Source organism: Pseudoalteromonas mucoides (assembly GCF_049257175.1).
Classification (GTDB): domain Bacteria; phylum Pseudomonadota; class Gammaproteobacteria; order Enterobacterales; family Alteromonadaceae; genus Pseudoalteromonas.
Genome location: NZ_JBMMUC010000014.1, coordinates 155616 through 174151 on the forward strand (window position 1 = coordinate 155616; position 18536 = coordinate 174151).

Consider the following 18536-nt stretch of genomic DNA (forward strand, 5'->3'; position numbering starts at 1 on the left):
ACTACAACCAACCTCGCACGGTATCTATTTGTTCTAAAAATTAACTTTTAAATAGACTAGAAAGCTAAAATCTCGTTACAGACGCTAATTATTGGAGGTAATTTATAAATTAAATCAGTTAAAATTTTTAACATATGGCCAACCTGCAAATTGTTTACCTGTTGCAGGGTTGGTATTCCATTCCCAGCACTCTAACTGATAGTGTTGTTGCTGATGATTTACTTTAATAATGCCGTAGCCTTCACTTTTAAGCATTCTATCAGCCAAAAATTTCCCCCATGAATTATTTTGCTCAGCAAAATCTTGGTGACTCACTTTTGGATTTGCTGCAGCTAAAACACGCATTTTATTACCAAAACTATCAATAAAATCGCCTGTATTTTTATCATTATTTCTTTGATTAGGTAATTGAACTGCTGGTTCAAACCAACGCTGCCAAAATGCAGCACTGGCTGGGCCCGCAAAAAACAAGCTGCCATCATCGTAATTATCAATCCCTTGATAGGCTAACAAGCCTAAATGCTGATCTCCGGCAATGACCAATGCGTTAGCATCACTTACAAGCTTTACGGCACGTGTTCGCCCATCCGCGGGATATCCATTTGAATCATGATCTATCAACGGGTGGCCATTTTTATCCGTTTGAGGAGAACCCCATATAGAAGCTGTAATACAAATTTTAGGTTTGCCGGGGTGCATTGTTTGCCAATCTTTTAGAAATGCTTCTTGGCGCTCACCAAGTAACTCACCTGTGGTATTTAATTTATCTACTTTATAATCAGGTGGTGATTTAAATTTACGATCTTCCACAATGGCAAAGCTTATCCCGCCATATTCGAACGCAGCATACGCTACTGGTATACCGTATTTAATGGGGGTTGCATCGTAAGGTTCTGGGTTATGCCCATGTTGAATGCGGTATATCATGCGTACTAAATCTTTATCCCACTTAAAGCCGCCATCGGCTTCTTTTAGCATGTCGGAATTTTCACCACTATTTCCCCACAAGTTTCCTTGCAGCACATCATGATCATCGGCCAAAATAATAGTGGGTTTATCTTTAATGCTGTGTGCAAATGCCCAATACCACAGATACCACTTGTAGAGTGTGTCAAGTTTTGCATCTTTGGTATCACGTCCATAGCGTGTTGGATACGTTTCGTAGTATTGATCGCCACAAAAAACATACATATCGGGTTCATGAAAGGCCCCATTTTCAACAAGCTCAGTATGAGGGAATAAAATGTTGTCCTTAGTATAACGACCTATATCACGCTCTTTAGCTATTAGACGAGTATAATTGGTATTATCTAAACTTTTTGATGTTGGGATAATGCATGAATAAAGGGCAATTTTGAATTCTTTGGAATTTTGCGGATCTTTTGCAACTAAACCTGAATAAAGCGTTGTATCTGGAGCAGCATCATCAACAATGCGGTACTGATAGGTCGATAAATAGTCCCAGTTATTTAATGAGAACTTTGCTACAAATCCATCTTCAATAACTCCAGAGGCTCCAGCTCGCCAACGCTGTTCATTTTCAGATTTAAATTCTAGACGTAATTGTTTGGTTATATCTAAATTAACAGGCATTAATTGACAAGTCATACGTAATTCATGTTTATTAACCGTGTACATACAGCCCATAACAGGCCCTAATGAGTTACGATTGTTTTCAGTGATTTTTTCACCGCCAGTTTCAATATTACTAAACCCCCAACACGCACCGTCTTTGTAAGGGTTAGATGAACTTAATAAAGATATTCCACCATGTAATTTATCTGCAGCAACATTGTGTAAAACACCAAAGCCAAGTTCTTGCCCTGTAGCTGAGTCAATCGCTGCTAGACGAATGTCAAAATGATTTGCATCAGTTGGGTCAAGTTGACAGTCCAAGGTAATAGATGAACCATCCTGATACTGATTTAAACTAAACAAATCTCGATTTATTGTTGTAAACTCGAGTGACTTATTTTCATCGTCAAACTGACGAAAAGATAGCTTACCTGAACTATCAAACGCAGCTATTATTCCTCCGTTAACCCCACCAGCTCGCTGAGCTAGTGCAGCAGCTTTCGGTGTTAGCTCACCTTTACCTATGCCTAATAAAAAACCACAAAAACCTTCTTTACCGGGGGTTAAGTTACGTACAGTCGCCTTTAAACGTGCGCTTTGTAAGGTGTTATTTAGCTGACGTGTTAATAACGACACAGTACGGGCTTCAAAACTTTTACCTTCTCGTGTGCACTGTAATTCGTTACCTATACGTCGCCAATCTTGTAACCGATTCGCCCAAAATGGTTTACCTAACCAGATTTGTTCCTCAAACCTCGAATTATCTAGAGGAGATGTTGATGCAAGTTCTGCGCGATATGATGCAAAAAATCCAGCGCAACCAGACAACATACTAGAACCGATTAACCCTGCACTTAACTTTAAAAAGTTTCTCCGTTTCATTTGAGTTCTCTTATTTATTATTATGTAAGTTGAATTTTGTATTTTATTTGCTGATAATACGGTTTGTCTGGTGCGTAAAACGTACTTAAAAAGTGGGAGTGGTTTACCGCATTGGGTAATTCATGTGGCTCTATACACAACCCCATATAAGGCCCAAATTGTTGACCATCAAGATGTTTGAATTGTGGGTCAAGGTAAAACCCTGTATAGAACTGACAACCAGGTGCAGTTGAGTATATATCAACTTGATAGCCAGTTTTTTTATCAGCAATAGAGCCATGAAGTTGTAATTGCTGAGTCCCTTGAGGGTCTAATAAGTAATAATCGTCAAAGCCATTATCTGTTAAAACTGAGCCTAGTTTGGTAAATTCTGCAAAGTCATAATGGCTATCATAAACATTAGCAAACTCCCCACTTGCAATATTTTGCTCATTTTTTAACAGCCGTAATCTAGCGGGTAATTTCACGAAATGCTCAGTAATGTCATGATGATTACTCAGTGCTAAATTCCAATAGATATGATTAGTTAAACTGATTGGCGTGACTTCACTCGGATCACCGTGCATTGTTATCACCAACTGGTTATCAATAAGCTGATAGCTCACAATAAATTCAACCTGACCAGGATAGCCTTGCTCGTTGTCAGGGCTCACATAGCGAAAAACCACCTTGTTATTGATATAATCGTGTTCAAGAACTTGCCAGTTAACATGACTTAAGCCCTTTTTACCTCCGTGTAATTGGTTAGCTCCCTCGTTAGACACAAGATTGACAACACGTTGTTCACCGAGATATTTACTATCAGCAATGCGATTAGCTACACGACCTACTGTTGATCCTAAATAGGCCCTATTACTTAGCCAATCGGCTTCATTGTCATAACACAAAGCAAGGTGGTCACCATTAGGCGCTTCAATTGTTCTAATGGTGGCACCATAGCTACTTAATGTTACTTTTAGGCCATTGGGCTGCTTGAGCGTAATTGTCTGCATCACTGTTACTCGCTTAAAAAGCCTTGGGGGTTTTTACTTTGCCAGTGCCATGTGTCTTTCATCATATCAGCCAAGGAATATTCACATTGCCAATTGAGTATATTGGTTGCTTTACTAGCATCAGCCCAAAAAGCAGCTAAGTCACCACTGCGTCTTGCTGCTATTTCAAATGGAATATCAACACCAGTATGGCGTATAAAGCTCTTCACAATAGCTAATACTGAAAACGGGCTACCTGTGCCTAAATTAAATGCCTCGTACAGTGGTTGTTGCTGAAGGTTTAACCATTGCAGTGCTTTAACATGCCCATTGGCTAAGTCGCTCACATGGATATAATCACGCTCACAAGTACCATCTTCAGTTGGGTAATCACCACCGAAAATGGATAATTTGTCACGTTTACCTACTGCAACCTGCGCTACAAATGGCATTAAATTATTAGGAATACCTAAAGGATCTTCACCAATTAAGCCACTTTGATCAGCACCAATTGGATTAAAGTAACGTAAACTTGCAACTTGTAACGAGCTTGCTTTTACAATATCTTGCAGCATCTGCTCAATCATTACTTTGGTTTGACCATAAGGGCTGGATGCGCGACTCAGCGGTAATTCTTCCGTATAAGGCGGCGTTGCATGCTCCCCATAAACTGTTGCTGATGAACTAAACACTAACTTATCGACGTTAAATTCAGCCATGCACTGGCACAAGTTAAGGGTAGAGAACAGATTATTCTGATAGTAACTAAGCGGTTTTTGCATCGATTCGCCAACGGCTTTTAAACCAGCAAAATGAATAACAGCAGTAAAATTATGAGCTTTGAATGTTGCTTTTAGTTTAGCTTCATCCAATAAACTGGCATGAATAAATTCTACTTTCTTTTGCGCTAGTTTTTCGACTCTCACTAATGATTCACGACTCGAGTTGCTTAAATCATCAATAACAACCACTTCAAAGCCACTTCGTAATAGACTCAATACGGTATGGCTACCAATATATCCGGCGCCTCCGGTAACAAGTACTTTTTCCATTTCAACCACCTTTATGCTCGAATAATTGACACGCCAGATGCAGGTAAACTGGTATAAATAGTTTCTTTAATACCGGTTTGTTGCTGATAATTAGCTTCAATTGCCGCACTAACTTCTTCGAGCATACAATTTGGTACAAACGCCACCACACAGCCACCAAAGCCGCCACCAGTCATACGTACTCCACCTTTGTTACCCAATACACTGTCAATTATTGACACAAGGGTATCTATTTCTGGTGTAGTAATTTCAAACAAATCGCGCATCGATGCATGGCTTTGTGCCATTAATTTACTTAACCGACCAATATCGTTATCAGTAAATGCTTGCATCGCAGCTAACGTACGCGTATTTTCATACACTATGTGTTCAACGCGCTTTGCAACTTGCTCATCTAATTGCGCTTTATTAGCTTCATATTCTTCAATTGAAACATGACGTAAGCTTGGCTTTGAAAATGCCTCTGCACCGGCATAACATTGTTCGCGGCGTAAGTTGTATTCGCTATCAACTAAACCACGTTTTACATTTGAATTGATCATCATGATGGTCATACCTTCATTAATGCTCACTTCAATTAAATCTAAAGACTGGCAATCAATTCCTAAAGCTTGACCTTGTTGACCGCAAGCCGAAATTAGTTGATCCATAATGCCGCAGTTACAGCCTACAAAATTGTTCTCAGCCGCTTGACCAATTTTGGCGATTTCTTTACGTTCAATAAATAAATCGCATAAGTGATTAAAGGCATAAGCAATTCCCACTTCCAGTGCAGCCGACGAGCTAAGCCCTGCACCTTGTGGCACATTACCAGTAATACAAATATCGCAGCCCGTTAATTGATGCCCGCGTTTTTGTAATTCATCAACCACGCCGCGCACATAATTACTCCAGCTTTGAGTTTGATGATGAGCTAGTTCTTGGCCTACGCTAAAGCTGTCAACTTCATTATTACAATCAAGGGCTAATACATTTACAGTTGAATCAGTACGCGGGGCAACGGCAATATAAGTGGCGTATTCAATGGCACAAGGCAGTACAAAACCATCGTTATAATCGGTGTGTTCACCAATTAAATTTACACGACCCGGTGCTTTTACAACAAAATCAGCATCACGTCCGTAGTGAGATAAAAACGCGTTGCGGGCATTGCTTTCAATGTTCATTATTTCACCTCTTTATAATGCGTCAGTGATTGCTGTTTTAAAATTGTTGCCGCTTGTTCTGGCGTTATATCACGCTGAGCTTCGGCCATCATTTCATACCCCACCATAAACTTTTTAACAGTTGCAGAGCGCAACAATGGCGGAAAAAACTGGCCATGTAATTGCCAAAATGAATCATCTTGATCATCGTATGGCGCACCATGCCAACCCATTGAATAAGCGAATGAACATTGAAATAGATTGTCATATTTGACCGTTATTTGTTTGATCACCTCAGCCAAACTAACTTGCTGTGATGCTGTTAAGTCAGTCATTCTAGTGATGGAAAAGCGAGGTAATAGGAGTGTTTCAAATGGCCATGCTGCCCAATAAGGAACAACCACTAACCAATCGTCATTAATACAAACAACGCGCTCATCTAATTCAACTTCTCGTTTGGCATAATCAAGCAATAAGTTTGATCCATGCTGTTGAGTGTATTTCTGTAAGTTAGCGTGCTTACGCTCAACTAAACTAGGTAACTGATGTTGAGCCCAAATTTGACCATGTGGATGCGGGTTAGAACAGCCCATCACAGCACCTTTGTTTTCAAATACTTGTACCCAACGGTAAGTTTGCGAAAGCTCTGCACATTGCTGTTGCCAAGTATCCACTACATTGGTTATTTCACTAATCGAAAGCTCAGGCAAGGTTTTTGAATGATCGGGCGAAAAACAAATTACCCGTGCTGTTCCACGCTCAGTTTGCATACTAAATAAAGGATCATCAAACGCGACATCGGGCACATCTTCACGTAGTGCTGCAAAATCATTTGTAAAAACAAACGTTCCTTCATAATCAGGGTTTACTTCACCGTTTATGCGCGTGTTACCTTTACATAAAAAGCAATTTTCGTCGTAAGCTGGTTTTATTTCATGATCAACACTTTCTTCTTGGCCTTGCCATGGACGCTTAGCTCGGTGTGGTGAGACTAATACTGACTCCCCTAATAAAGGATTAAAACGGCGATGTGGATGTTCAGTTGGGTCAAATTGGCTATTTTGATTATTCATTACTGCAAACCTTAATTACTATTTTGAAATGTGCCAGCATCAAGCACTTGTTTACGTGGTGTAAAGCGGCAAATATAATTCCAATTCCAGCTGGCATCGTATTTATGACAAAGTCCCCAACTTATTCCCGGTGCTGGGTTTTCATCAAAGCCTTTTACTGGGCGATATAAACCAATAGCCTCTGGGCCACCTTTAACGTGTGCCATAATTTCAAAATTAATACCGTCTTTAGCAAATTGAATGGTATTTTTTTCAGGACCGTCGGTCGTCAGCAGGCTGGCAATTCCCTCTCTAAAATTCCACACGACTACCTCATGACCGCTGTTAGAGATAGGATTGTATTCAGATTTAACATAGGGCCCTAACACATTGTCAGCGATAGCTACGCCATGTTTTATTTCGCGCCCCCCAAAGTTCATGCCCTCACCTTGCGTTTCACCTTTGTAATACAGGTAAAATTTATTTTGGAAAAAAACTAAACACGGATCGTGTACTTTATGGCTATCAAAACTACCTTTTTTGCTCACTGCAAAGCGGTTGTCTTCGTCACCTGACCACACACCGTCTTTGCTTGGGCTAATAATAGGCGCAGGTGACTTTTGCCATGGCCCATAAGGTGAATCTGACTGTGCAATGGCAATATGTTCATATTGACGGTTGGTATAAGGTGTTTCGACTGTTTGATAAACCAAATAATACTTACCTAAATGAGCAAAGACCTCAGGCGTAAAAACAGCTCGATCATCGTATTGACCGGCTTGACCACGCGCAATCGCCACGCCTTGCTCTTGCCACGTAATACTATCTTTTGAAGTGGCATGCCACACTTCGGTCAAATCCCAAGGAAATACCTTTGCTTCTGGGTCATTCGCATTAAAACCTACGGTTTCACCTTCGCCTTTGGTATACCAACAATGATAAACACCATCAATATATAAAACTGATGATGGATCACGACGAATAACGCCTTCTTGATATGCAAAGTCACCTTTTAATGGCGTTACATCAAACTCGGTTAACCATTGTGGGCCTTTTTGATCATAGCCTCTCTCAATTGCTCGCAGGCTTGCTAAACTTAATTTTTGTTGATTATCAGACATATCTATTCCTTACTTTGCACTGCTTAAATTAAGCGCTTGGTAAACGTCAAAAGGTAAAATGGCGCCTTGATGTTGCACAACCTGTGAGGCAACTTTATCAGCTATATGTAATGCGGATTGTGGTTCGTGGTGAGTCATCCTGGCTGCTAAGTAAGTTCCAGCAAAAGAGTCGCCTGCCGCCGTGCTATCCACTTGTTGTGGTGCTGGATTAAAAGAGCACTGTGCTGTTAAGTTATTTTGGCAAAATACCTGCATGCCTTTACTGCCTGCCTTTATCACCACTTCATCAATTGCAAACTGTTGGCAATAATCAACAATATCATTAGCATCGGTATGGCCGAATAAAGTGTAGTGGTCATCAAGCCCTGGCAACACTAGATCACTAATTTGATATGCACGCTCTAACCAGTCAATTGCATGCGCTTTTGATTGCCACATACGCGCACGGTAATTAGGATCAAACGCAATGGTGCAGCCTTGTTGTTTTAAACTGGCTAATAAATCCAGCAATACGTGTTTTGACGCATCATTAAGAATGGCTAAACTGATGCCACTAAAAAATATCCAGTCGCTTTTTCCTAAACCAAGATCAAACGGTTGTTTTTCATATAACTCCATCATGTGTTTCGCAGCAGACTGATTACGCCAATAGTCAAAGCTACGCTCTCCATGCTGATCTGTTGAGATAGCATAGATACCCACATTATGGTCGGCCGTTTGGATCACTTGTTTGCTACTGATCCCTTCTTGCTGCCACTTTTTAAGCATATTGATGCTTAGAATATCTTCACCAACAGCGCTAAAAAGCTCACAATTTAATTGCCCTGCAAAACGTTTGGCATACACTAATGCGTTGTAAGTATCTCCGGCAAAAGACTGTTGGCATTCACTCACCCCTTTAGGCACAAGTTCCACCATGCATTCGCCAATGGCTAATAAGGTACTCACGCCCCCTCCAATGCTTTTTTTGTTGATACACCGGCTAACTGCTCTTCAATTTCTTCTATCGATTTGTTTTTTGTCTCAGGCATAATTTTATAAAGCAATATAAAGCCAATCACACCGCTAATGCTGTAGAACAAAAAGATATTCGCTGCACCAAAGTTATTTAACTGCCAAGGGAAAAACTGCTGAACTAAATAGCTCACAAAACTGGCAATAAAGGCAAACGTTGGAATGGCAACACCACGGATACGGGTTGGAAATATTTCAGAAAAAATAACCCACATTATCGGCCCAATTGAAAAGTGGAATGCTGCTATAAAGCCTGCAATACCAAACGAAATAAGAGGAGCATTAATTGTAGCCGCTCGTTGAATCAAGTCGCTTTCAAAACCTTGTAACTGTGCTGCAGAGAATACAGTGGCTAATGCACGTTTAAACTCAACATCACTGTGGTACACCTGACCAATTAATTGCTCTAAGCCAGTCACTGTATTTAAACTTGAAAATTCTGCGATATGCGCTGCTGATAAACTGTACTCAGCTTGACTAAAGCCGATATAACACATGAATAAACTCAGAGTCGCCGTTGCTAAGCCACCAATAACTAGCGGCCTACGACCCAATTTATCTATTAATAAAATCGCCACAACTGTAAAAACAATACTGACTAAACCAATTAAAACTGCATTTAAAAACGCCGCATCAGTACCCACACCTAGTTGTTCAAATACTGTTGGTGCATAAAACATTATGGCGTTAATACCTGTTACTTGTTGAACCAATGCAATGGTTAACGCAATTATCACCGCAGCACGAACACGACTATCAAGCAGCTGTTTAAAAGATGCTAAATAACTGCTGCTATCTGAATAGTCAGTTAAGCTTGATTTTATTGTTCGCAGTTGCTCATCGGCCACAGTACTACTTTTAGTTAAGCGTAATAACACAGCTTTAGCACGTGTCTCATTGCCTTTCATAACTAACCAACGCGGGCTTTGTGGAATAGTAAATAACAATAAAAACCAAATAAGTGCAGGAATAACTTCAACGCCAAGCATCCAACGCCATAAATTTTCTTGCATAGCGTAACTACTGACCCATTCATAATTGCTTTGTGATAACTCAACTAATAGATAGTTTGCAAAATAGGCCGCAGATAAACCCACCACAATATTTATTTGAATCATAGAAACCAACTTGCCACGATACTTAGCTGGGGCCACTTCACCAATATACATCGCGGCTACTGATAACGAGGTAAACGCTAAACCGCCGATAAAACGTGCAATTACTAACGCTTCGTAACTTGGCGCTAATACAGAAGAAATAGCAGAAAATATATAAATGAATGCAATACCTATTAGCGTATTTTTACGACCAAATACATTGCATATATATCCTGTAATCAATAGAGCAAATAACACTCCAAAACCAGGCGCACTGACCACAGTGCCTATTTGTATATCAGTTAAATTAAATTCAGCAGAGACAAAACGAACCGTTCCTGAGATCAAAGCAGCATCTAAGCCAAAAATAAAACCGCCAAAGGCGACTACCAGAGCGAAAAAGAACACATTACGGTTGCTACCATTCATACATCTTTATCCAATTTTGTTGTTATCATTGTGTGTATTAATTGAGAAATAACAATCAGAGAATACAACCCTTAAAATTGTTAACAATTAACCATGAGCAAGTAATTTGAGATTATTTCATAATTAACTCGTATGCAACATATATTTTTAAAAAACGAGTAAATTAGCTTTGTACTTTTATTTTCCGCAATCTTATAACTTAATTAAAATCAATTAATTACCCTTTAAAGACAGCAATAAAACAAATTGCACTTTGTTAACAATTTTCAATTTGTTATTTTTCGTGTATGGTGTGTTAAATAGTTAAATAAGGTTGGACAACAATGAAACATAAAAAAAATCTAGCTGTAACAGCACTGGTACTTGCCCTCACTGGATGTAATCAGCAGACTAACAGCATGTCAGAGCCCGTGGCAGCCGAAACAAAAACCACAAGTAGAACCATTCTGCAGCTATTAGATGATGCACAGCATACGGCTGACACGGCGGTTAAAATAAAAACCAGCGGTGCTCAGGTCACTAATAACGATAATATTTTAAATATTGTGTTTAATTCAGAGCAAAATCTTTATTCAGGTGTCACCTTTACTCCCGATACGCCATGGGACTGGAGCCAGTTCAAAGATTTTAATATAGCATTTGAGCTTGCAAACCCTGGCCAGCATTCCGTACAAGTATACTTAGATATCTCTGATATTGACGGTGCCAATTACACCCGTACAGTCAATGTCCCTATTGGGGACTTTCATACATATTATGCAAAGCTAGACGGCCATGATTTAGCTACACCTGATGGTGATGAAAGTGTTGAGCTTAACTTTACCTCAGGCTTACGTTCAAACCCTGCGACCTGGCAGTCAGACGAAACTCAGTTTATCTCTATGTGGGGTAAAAAGAACTTAAATCTAAAAGGTATCACCAAAATCTCATTGAGTGTACAAAGTGCGCTGCATGATAAAGCACTACAAATAAAATCAATTGATTTACGTACTAACCCTGAATTCGATACTGAATTTTTAACCCACATTGTTGATAAGTTCGGTCAGAATGCAAAACAAGACTTTGCCTACAAAGTAGACTCGGAAGCTGAGTTAATCGAAGATAAAAAACAAGAAGCACAACAGCTGCTATCACAGCGTCCAGCAGAACGCTCTCGCTTTGGCGGCTGGGCACAGGGTCCGAAGCTAGAAGGCACGGGCTACTTTAGAACAGCAAAACACAATGGTAAATGGTCGTTAGTCGACCCAGATGGTTACCTTTATTTGGCAACCGGTTTAGATATTATTCGTCTTGCTAACTCAACCACGTTGACGGGCTATGATTTTGACCAATCCCTATTTAAAAGTGCCAATGAATCAGGCTTAACACCTGAAGACTCAAAAGGCTTAAACCGAGTTAATAAAGAAGCACTACCAAGTCGCTTTGTCGCATCACAAGTACGTAAAGATTTGTTTGAATGGTTACCAAGTTATGATGAGCCAATGGGTAAGCACTATGGCTATCGTAAAAGTGCTCACTCAGGCCCACTAGCCCATGGTGAAACTTACAGCTTTTACTCTGCCAACCTAGAGCGCAAATATGGTCAAAATAATAGCGACTATATGCAGAAATGGCGTGAAGTAACATTAAAACGCATGATAACGTGGGGCTTCACCTCACTTGGGAATTGGACAGATCCAAGTTACTACGATAATCAACAAGTGCCCTACTTTGCTAATGGCTGGATCATCGGTGACTTTAAAACCGTTTCAAGTGGTAATGATTTTTGGGGAGCAATGCCTGACGTATTTGACCCCCATTTTGCAGAGCGTGCCAATATAACAGTCGAGAACGTCGCAAAAGAGGTTAAAAACTCACCTTGGGCAGTGGGCGTGTTTATTGATAACGAAAAAAGCTTTGGCCGCCCTGACTCTGTACAGAGCCATTACGGAATTGTGATCAATACACTGGGTAGAGATGCTGCTACAGTGCCAACTAAAGCTGAGTTTTCTCGCTTAATGAAGCAAAAATACACTGATATTAATCAACTCAATCAAGTGTGGCATTTAAATTTAGCCTCATGGGAGGAGTTTGATAAAGGCGTGAAAGTGGACGTTAAAAACAACGATCAACTTGCTGACTTTTCAATCATGTTAACCGCCTACGCCGACAAATACTTTAGTGTAGTTGATGCGGCAATGGATAAACATTTACCTAATCACTTGTATTTAGGCGCGCGTTTTCCTGATTGGGGCATGCCAATTGAAGTCGTTAGAGCATCAGCAAAGCATGTTGACGTGATCAGTTTTAATGCATACAAAGAAGGCATCAAGCCTAAAAAGTGGGAATTTTTAAGTGAATTTGATAAGCCAACTATTATTGGTGAATTCCATGTTGGCGCATTAGATTCTGGCCTATTCCACCCAGGGCTTATACATGCATCAAATCAACAAGACCGCGCAAAAATGTACACTGACTATATGCGTTCAGTCTTTGACAACCCATATTTTATTGGCGCTCATTGGTTCCAATACATAGACTCACCTATCACAGGCAGAGCTTATGATGGAGAGAACTATAATGTTGGTTTCATTACAGTCACAGATCGCCCTTATACTGAAATGGTTGAAGCAGCAAAAACTGTGAATAATGAAATGTACGAGCGCCGATTTAAAAAATAAGCTTAAATAGTGGTCTATTGTAATGTGTTGACAATAGACCATTCGCTTTTTTTTATATACACTAAGTAAAGAAAAACAAAGCATAAAATAAACGTAGGAAAAAATATGGCCGCAACTAAACCAACAAAAATTTTATCTGTAAAAGATCAAATAGCTGAACAGCTACGTTCAGATATTATTTCTGGTGAGATGCCCCCACAAACTAAATTAAATGAAAAAGAATTAGCAGAACGTTTTGGCCTATCACGTGGCCCTATTCGTGATGTAATACTACAATTGACGAAAGAAGGTTTATTGATTTCACGAAATAACTGTGGTGCATCAGTAAACAGCGTACTTGATCCTAAACTGCAAAAGTTAATGATCAAACTACGTAGAAGTATCGAAGAATATGCGGTTACAGAGCTAAACGGCAATTTAACTGAGCAGAATATCGCAGACTTAGAAGATATATTAGCTTCGCTACAAGATGCCCTTGAACGTGAAGATTACACTGAAGTCACAAAAATCGATATATCGTTCCACCAGTACTTAATTTACCAAGCTGGTGGCGAAGAGCTGGTTAATATTTGGTACCCTTACGTTATGCGAATGCGCTTAAACTACAAGCGTATTACCTCAAGCTCTGAATGCGTTAACGAGCATCGCGCTATTCTTGAAGCCTTAAAAGCGCAAGACAGCGCCACCGCAATCAAAGCTATTAAACACAATATCAAGTAATGAAATAAATTTTATGCTGAATCAAAGCCGCTGCAAAGCGGCTTTTTAGTTTTAAAGCCACCCCCTCCCTTTAAGTTATTATTCACAAAGAGATTATGAGGCGCTGCGCTTAAGAGAAGACATTTTAAAGATAAATAAGTGATAAGCTGAAGTCAGACCGCTTTGCGTCAGCGGCTAAATAGACACCCACTCTAATTTCACAAGTAACAGCTGTGTTTTTATATTTATTTTTTAGTTTAATAATTAATGTTTTACGGCTGCGTTACTTCATTTCATCCAGTAAATAAGCCATTATCACTTTTAAACCTAAGCTACACGCATAGAAACAACTGCACCATTGCAGTAACAACTTTTTCTGATGAGTAAATCAAGTTTTATGCAAATAGCTTTTCACTGTTACTAATATTCGCGCGCCGTTTTCTATTTAAGTTTTCACAGTAACCTGCTTGTGATGATGGTCTCCCTTCGGCACTATGAAATACACGTGTAAATTGGGTTGTGAGTTTTAACCAGTTTTCTGGAGATATGTTTAACCTTTCTAGCAAAGGGAGGTTCAGATTATCAATATACCCACGCTTATCCTCTTGCATTATTCGCCCTGTTAGCTCAACTAGTTCAAGGTACGATTTAAGTTCAAACGGTAGTCCTTTTGGCACAATTTGACGCGCATACCTGCAAAACAAAGTTGTTGTTTTGGTTGTTTACCCTTTTGCGTATATTAGCCGCTTTTTAACGCTGGTATGGACAGATTCTTCTGGTGTATTAGCCATTTTCGCTCTAATCGGATTTAAGTCTACATACGCCAAACAAGCTGCAAGTGCTGCTTCACCTAATAAAGCGTGTGATTGCTCTTTAACGAAAGGAAAGGCCCTTCCCACAAATTTATAGGGAATAAATTTGAATGCCGTTAGGCGGCCCGAAGGGTGAGCGCCGTGGATGGCAGCGAATAAAATCTGCCTGTGCAGTTATCTTCTCTATTTGCCCTGCGAGCAATGTCTTCATTTAATAGCCGCATAAACCAGCTAATACTTGATAAACGTTCGTGGTATTGTTTGACTGTTTGATTAAAAAAGATGAGCTCTGATTTGCTTAGCTTCTCACCTTGCACGTATTTCTGCGTTAGCAAGGTGCCTTTACACAGTTTATGCCAGCGAATAACAATTGCTTTGTCATTCAACCTGTTTGCTTTTTTATCATCAACATAGAGTACTAAATGGCTGTGGTTACTCATTACGGCATAAGCACACACATCAATACAAAATACCTTGGCTAACTCTAATAGCTTATCTTCAACCCAGCCTATGCGGTGTTCGTAGGATTGGCCAGTAAAATGATCTTCCCCACATAAAAATGCACGCCGAACGCAACGTGAAATACAGTGATAGTACTTTGTATCTGCCAAACTTACTTGACGTTTTCTTGCAGTAGCCATATTTCACCCTGTTTGTTTTTCATACTAATTAAACATTAGTGAAAAATTGGCGAAATACAAACTTTATAATGGGTGTCTCGTTTATTGCTTTATAACCAACAAAGTTTAACCTGATTATATGCCTACAGACCTAAGCCACTTGTCTTGATTAGACGCTCAGTACGCGTGCATTAATACATTAAACAAAGTCGCTTACACCTGACTTGATAACTGCGTTACGCACCTTAATCTAACTGGATCACAATGATGAAACCAGCCGCCTTGAATAGTGCTATGTTCAGGTTAACCGATGAATGTCTCGGCTCTGGCATCCTGCTTCGCTCTACCTTCTAAATACATTTAGTCGTAGCGCTCCAGCTATCCCAAAAGGATATGGGAAAAATCTGGCTGCGATGAGATCGCAATAAAAGATTAATGCGTAACGCACCCTATTTGTGTTTTCCGTAAGCAACTTGCTTAACAGCCGCATCGACAGACGAAGTAAACGAATTTGTTTATTGGTTTAGAATTGACCGTCAATTTATAAAAACGGTCAAAAAGAACACTACTGCCTATTGACAGAGTTAAGGCTCATATGTGTTAGTACATTTTGCTAAGAGAGATATCATTAATGCCAACTCTCTGATAATAAATAGGTAAATTAAACTCATCACGAAGCTTTCGAAGATACTTTATAGCCACTTCATTTACAGAATGATCTCCTACAACAACTAACTTTTGAGGGACCACATCAGAATCCCAATACCCATACTCCAAAAGCTGCCCAAGAGCTTCACGAATGCAAAGCTTTAAAGTGGAGTTTGTTTTTATTTCATAAAATATAAAACCTTCAGTACTTTTAACTACCGCATCAACCCTTGTTCCAAACTTTGTTAAGCACTCGTCGCCAACATTTACTACGCCATACTTATTGGAAAGTAACTGACAAAGTTTAAGCTGAAGTTCATTATGTTTAAATTTTACTTCAAACTTCTTTGCTGGGGAGCTATAATTTCCATACAGTTTTTTATCTTCACTAAATCCACTAAAAGTAAAACTAGCATTCTTGCTTAGTATTGATTCGTTCAAAGATGTATTGCTTTCAACATACTCATATATTGGAAGTAGCTGATCGAACGTTTGAAGAACATGTTCGTAATCAATGCTGTCAGCATCACACAAGAGGCCAAAGAATATAAAATTTCCTTCCTGAAAGTGAGTCAGTTTAATTTCAGATATTTTCTTTATCTCACTTCTTCCACTCGGTGAGTGCACCCACATTTTTATGTTATCTAAATCATGAGTATTTGCTAGTAGATACTCATTAAACCGTAGTATTTTAACTTCAAAATCTGAAATATCAGGAAGTGTTCGACTTAATTGCAGTGAAAGGGCTAGTCCATACCTAAATCCCTCTTTTTCTGTGCCTATATTAAACTGAAGTTCTGTGCGTCCACCGGAATGAAATGCCCAATCCTCATCAATGGTTTGATCACTAAATATATTTAACGTTTTAGGCCTTGATATATCTTTTATTTTTGATCTTAGCCTCTGTAACTTACCAACTTGGAAGTTTTTAGATCTACTATTTAACTCGTTACATATTTGTCTAATATCCATATATGTAGGTAAACTCCTAATGTACTAACGCAAAGCGCACCGGTGGCTTTTACAAAGCGAAGCGTCGTAAAGGCAATCCGTGTAGCGCGTCTTTTGTACGCCCGACATGGGCATTGACTTATGAGGTGAAAGTCCTCTGTAGGAAGATCACCGTTTAAATAACATACTGTTATTAAACGATAGACACTCGCAAATGGCAAGGGCTAAATCGCGAGAGATAGCCTGGAGGAAGCCGCTAGCATTCTTTATAAAAGTAAGTGCGAGCTGATGAACAAAAACATCATATGAGGCGTAGGCTGGATACGAGCTAGCACAAGATAGCGAAGTAATGTGATCTAACGGTCGCTTTTTTGAGGGCTCTCAATGACTCTACAAATTCATAACCTCACACAGTATTTATGCGGCTGGGGACACTATTAACTGATAGCCAACGCTTATCAGCTAACCGTGGATTTAGATCATTGGATCCGCCGTAGGATAAGAATGTGCTACTGGCGACAATGGCGTAAACCTCGAACCAAAGTACGCAGTTTAATGAAATTGGGGGTTAGTGAACGAATCGCCATAGCATGTGGTATCACCAGCAAGGGGCCTTGTCGAAGCTCAAAAACAAAAGGAATTAACATTGCGCTAGGCAATGACTATTTAGCGTCAAAAGGTTTAGTGTCATTGAGAGATATTTGGATCAATATTCATTACGGGAGATGAACCGCCCATTGTGGACCCGCATGATGGGTGGTGTGGGGGCTGGAGGTTAGAGACCTCCGGCTACCCGATTATACTATTTTTTATTGGCAAAGAAGTTTTGTAAATGTACCACGACATCAATGAATTGTTCATTTTCAGTGGGTATGAATTGTTCTTTGCGTTTCAACCTCATCCTTAAGGCCATATACCAAGTGCTAAACCATATTGCGATTATAAGTAAAACTGTCATGATCGGGTATTCACTACTAAAAGGAAGTTTGAATAACCACTCACCTTCAAAAAAGCTATTTTTTACAATAGCAGTTGAAATACAAATAGTAATTAAAAGGACTAAATAAGATGATGTTACTAATTTTATAGCAAAAGCATACAAGATTGTTCTTCCTGTATTTTTTGTAAATACAGAGCAAAGAAAAAGAATAGAGACGATGGCTAGTATTATTGGAGCCTTAAATTTGATTAACTCCTCTATTATTTTAAAAAGAAAGCCTTTAAAGTCAAATATTGGCGTATTAAGAAACCAAATTAAAAAAATACTAACAACACTAAGGCATAACGAAAATAACAAGCCAATTAATGTGTATTTCCAAGCATTATCGAACGGTGTATCATAACTTTTAAAATAATTAGACAGAAAATTTTTCATAGAGATCCATTTGAAATAGTATAACAACTTATTGAACACCACTTTGGGGGTTTATAACACCCCAAAACGGCGTATATTACATAGCTGAATAATTCCACTAAACAACTCCAATGTAAACAGGCAATTACGTATGTTATAAAATCACCGCTGTTGAAATACACCAAAACGACTTTTAATAATGTTATTAGACAGAATGCCGTACACTGTATAAATAAGGCTATGCTGTATTTCAGTGTTGGTGAACTATATTCAATATAATGAAACCTAATAACGGCAGGTGCAACATGGCTTCCAAGCAGTTTCAAAATATACTACATCACATTACCAACTTAAATTACTCTCAACTTAAAAAGCTTCGCCACGAAGTTGAATCAAATATTGCTACTAACCAAGTAGGTCAAGCCATTGCTGACCATGAAGAATCAATATCTCA

At 39.2% G+C, this 18536-nt stretch carries 12 protein-coding genes and 2 pseudogenes; 3 read left to right on the top strand and 11 right to left on the bottom strand.

All coding sequences use genetic code 11. The annotated features are described in order from the left end of the window. Positions 1-114: 114 nt before the first annotated feature. Genes AAEU30_RS15965 through AAEU30_RS16000 form a run of 8 tightly spaced genes read right to left on the bottom strand, consistent with a single transcriptional unit; the run spans position 115 to position 10338 of the window. On the bottom strand, positions 115-2457 hold the full coding sequence (locus AAEU30_RS15965; protein ID WP_421961347.1) for an alkaline phosphatase D family protein: 2343 nt from the start codon (positions 2455-2457) through the stop codon (positions 115-117). A gap of 20 nt (positions 2458-2477) precedes the next feature. Then, a complete protein-coding gene (locus tag AAEU30_RS15970; RefSeq protein WP_421961358.1) occupies positions 2478-3449 on the bottom strand; it encodes an aldose epimerase family protein in 972 nt (323 codons plus the stop codon). Between the two features lie 5 nt (positions 3450-3454). Beyond that, entirely contained in the window at positions 3455-4480 is a 1026-nt protein-coding gene (gene galE, locus AAEU30_RS15975; RefSeq protein WP_421961348.1) for a UDP-glucose 4-epimerase GalE, read from the bottom strand. 11 nt (positions 4481-4491) lie between these two features. After that, a complete protein-coding gene (galK, locus tag AAEU30_RS15980; protein ID WP_421961349.1) occupies positions 4492-5646 on the bottom strand; it encodes a galactokinase in 1155 nt (384 codons plus the stop codon). After that, positions 5646-6698 carry a UDP-glucose--hexose-1-phosphate uridylyltransferase gene (locus AAEU30_RS15985; protein WP_421961350.1) on the bottom strand — a complete coding sequence of 351 codons (1053 nt, stop codon included), beginning with the start codon at positions 6696-6698 and terminating at the stop codon, positions 5646-5648. Before AAEU30_RS15985 ends, galK begins: the two co-directional genes overlap by 1 nt. A gap of 11 nt (positions 6699-6709) precedes the next feature. Further along, positions 6710-7798, bottom strand: coding sequence for a glycoside hydrolase family 117 protein (locus tag AAEU30_RS15990; RefSeq protein WP_421961351.1), 1089 nt, complete (start codon positions 7796-7798; stop codon positions 6710-6712). A 9-nt stretch (positions 7799-7807) separates the two neighbouring features. After that, complete coding sequence (locus AAEU30_RS15995; protein WP_421961352.1) at positions 7808-8746, bottom strand: sugar kinase; 939 nt, start codon at positions 8744-8746, stop codon at positions 7808-7810. Then, positions 8743-10338 carry an MFS transporter gene (locus AAEU30_RS16000; protein WP_421961353.1) on the bottom strand — a complete coding sequence of 532 codons (1596 nt, stop codon included), beginning with the start codon at positions 10336-10338 and terminating at the stop codon, positions 8743-8745. The genes AAEU30_RS15995 and AAEU30_RS16000 overlap by 4 nt, the downstream gene beginning before the upstream one ends. Before the next feature lie 323 nt (positions 10339-10661). Here AAEU30_RS16000 and AAEU30_RS16005 point away from each other — a divergent pair, with 323 nt between their 5' ends. Both AAEU30_RS16005 and AAEU30_RS16010 read left to right on the top strand, forming a co-directional pair. Further along, on the top strand, positions 10662-12998 hold the full coding sequence (locus tag AAEU30_RS16005) for an agarase (protein WP_421961354.1): 2337 nt from the start codon (positions 10662-10664) through the stop codon (positions 12996-12998). 105 nt (positions 12999-13103) lie between these two features. Continuing rightward, positions 13104-13718 carry a GntR family transcriptional regulator gene (locus AAEU30_RS16010; protein ID WP_149592448.1) on the top strand — a complete coding sequence of 205 codons (615 nt, stop codon included), beginning with the start codon at positions 13104-13106 and terminating at the stop codon, positions 13716-13718. Between the two features lie 374 nt (positions 13719-14092). On the opposite strand, the pseudogene AAEU30_RS16015 reads toward AAEU30_RS16010, so the two are convergent. Both AAEU30_RS16015 and AAEU30_RS16020 read right to left on the bottom strand, forming a co-directional pair. Next, positions 14093-15150 (bottom strand): annotated as a pseudogene (locus tag AAEU30_RS16015) (transposase). Between the two features lie 579 nt (positions 15151-15729). Further along, positions 15730-16749, bottom strand: a complete 1020-nt coding sequence (locus tag AAEU30_RS16020) for a hypothetical protein (protein ID WP_421961355.1) — start codon at positions 16747-16749, stop codon at positions 15730-15732. Positions 16750-17103: 354 nt separating this feature from the next. Between AAEU30_RS16020 and AAEU30_RS16025 the strand changes: the two are divergent. Then, positions 17104-17457 (top strand): annotated as a pseudogene (locus AAEU30_RS16025) (group II intron maturase-specific domain-containing protein); the annotation flags it as partial. A 73-nt stretch (positions 17458-17530) separates the two neighbouring features. Here the strand turns inward: AAEU30_RS16025 and AAEU30_RS16030 are convergent. Then, positions 17531-18103, bottom strand: a complete 573-nt coding sequence (locus AAEU30_RS16030) for a hypothetical protein (RefSeq protein ID WP_421961356.1) — start codon at positions 18101-18103, stop codon at positions 17531-17533. Positions 18104-18536 lie beyond the last annotated feature (433 nt).

Coding starts and splice junctions, on each gene's coding strand:
- AAEU30_RS15965 (WP_421961347.1), bottom strand. CDS start 2,457: ATGAAACGGAGAAACTTTTTAAAGTTAAGTGCAGGGTTAATCGGTTCT.
- AAEU30_RS15970 (WP_421961358.1), bottom strand. CDS start 3,449: ATGCAGACAATTACGCTCAAGCAGCCCAATGGCCTAAAAGTAACATTA.
- galE (WP_421961348.1), bottom strand. CDS start 4,480: ATGGAAAAAGTACTTGTTACCGGAGGCGCCGGATATATTGGTAGCCAT.
- galK (WP_421961349.1), bottom strand. CDS start 5,646: ATGAACATTGAAAGCAATGCCCGCAACGCGTTTTTATCTCACTACGGA.
- AAEU30_RS15985 (WP_421961350.1), bottom strand. CDS start 6,698: ATGAATAATCAAAATAGCCAATTTGACCCAACTGAACATCCACATCGC.
- AAEU30_RS15990 (WP_421961351.1), bottom strand. CDS start 7,798: ATGTCTGATAATCAACAAAAATTAAGTTTAGCAAGCCTGCGAGCAATT.
- AAEU30_RS16000 (WP_421961353.1), bottom strand. CDS start 10,338: ATGAATGGTAGCAACCGTAATGTGTTCTTTTTCGCTCTGGTAGTCGCC.
- AAEU30_RS16005 (WP_421961354.1), top strand. CDS start 10,662: ATGAAACATAAAAAAAATCTAGCTGTAACAGCACTGGTACTTGCCCTC.
- AAEU30_RS16010 (WP_149592448.1), top strand. CDS start 13,104: ATGGCCGCAACTAAACCAACAAAAATTTTATCTGTAAAAGATCAAATA.
- AAEU30_RS16020 (WP_421961355.1), bottom strand. CDS start 16,749: ATGGATATTAGACAAATATGTAACGAGTTAAATAGTAGATCTAAAAAC.
- AAEU30_RS16030 (WP_421961356.1), bottom strand. CDS start 18,103: ATGAAAAATTTTCTGTCTAATTATTTTAAAAGTTATGATACACCGTTC.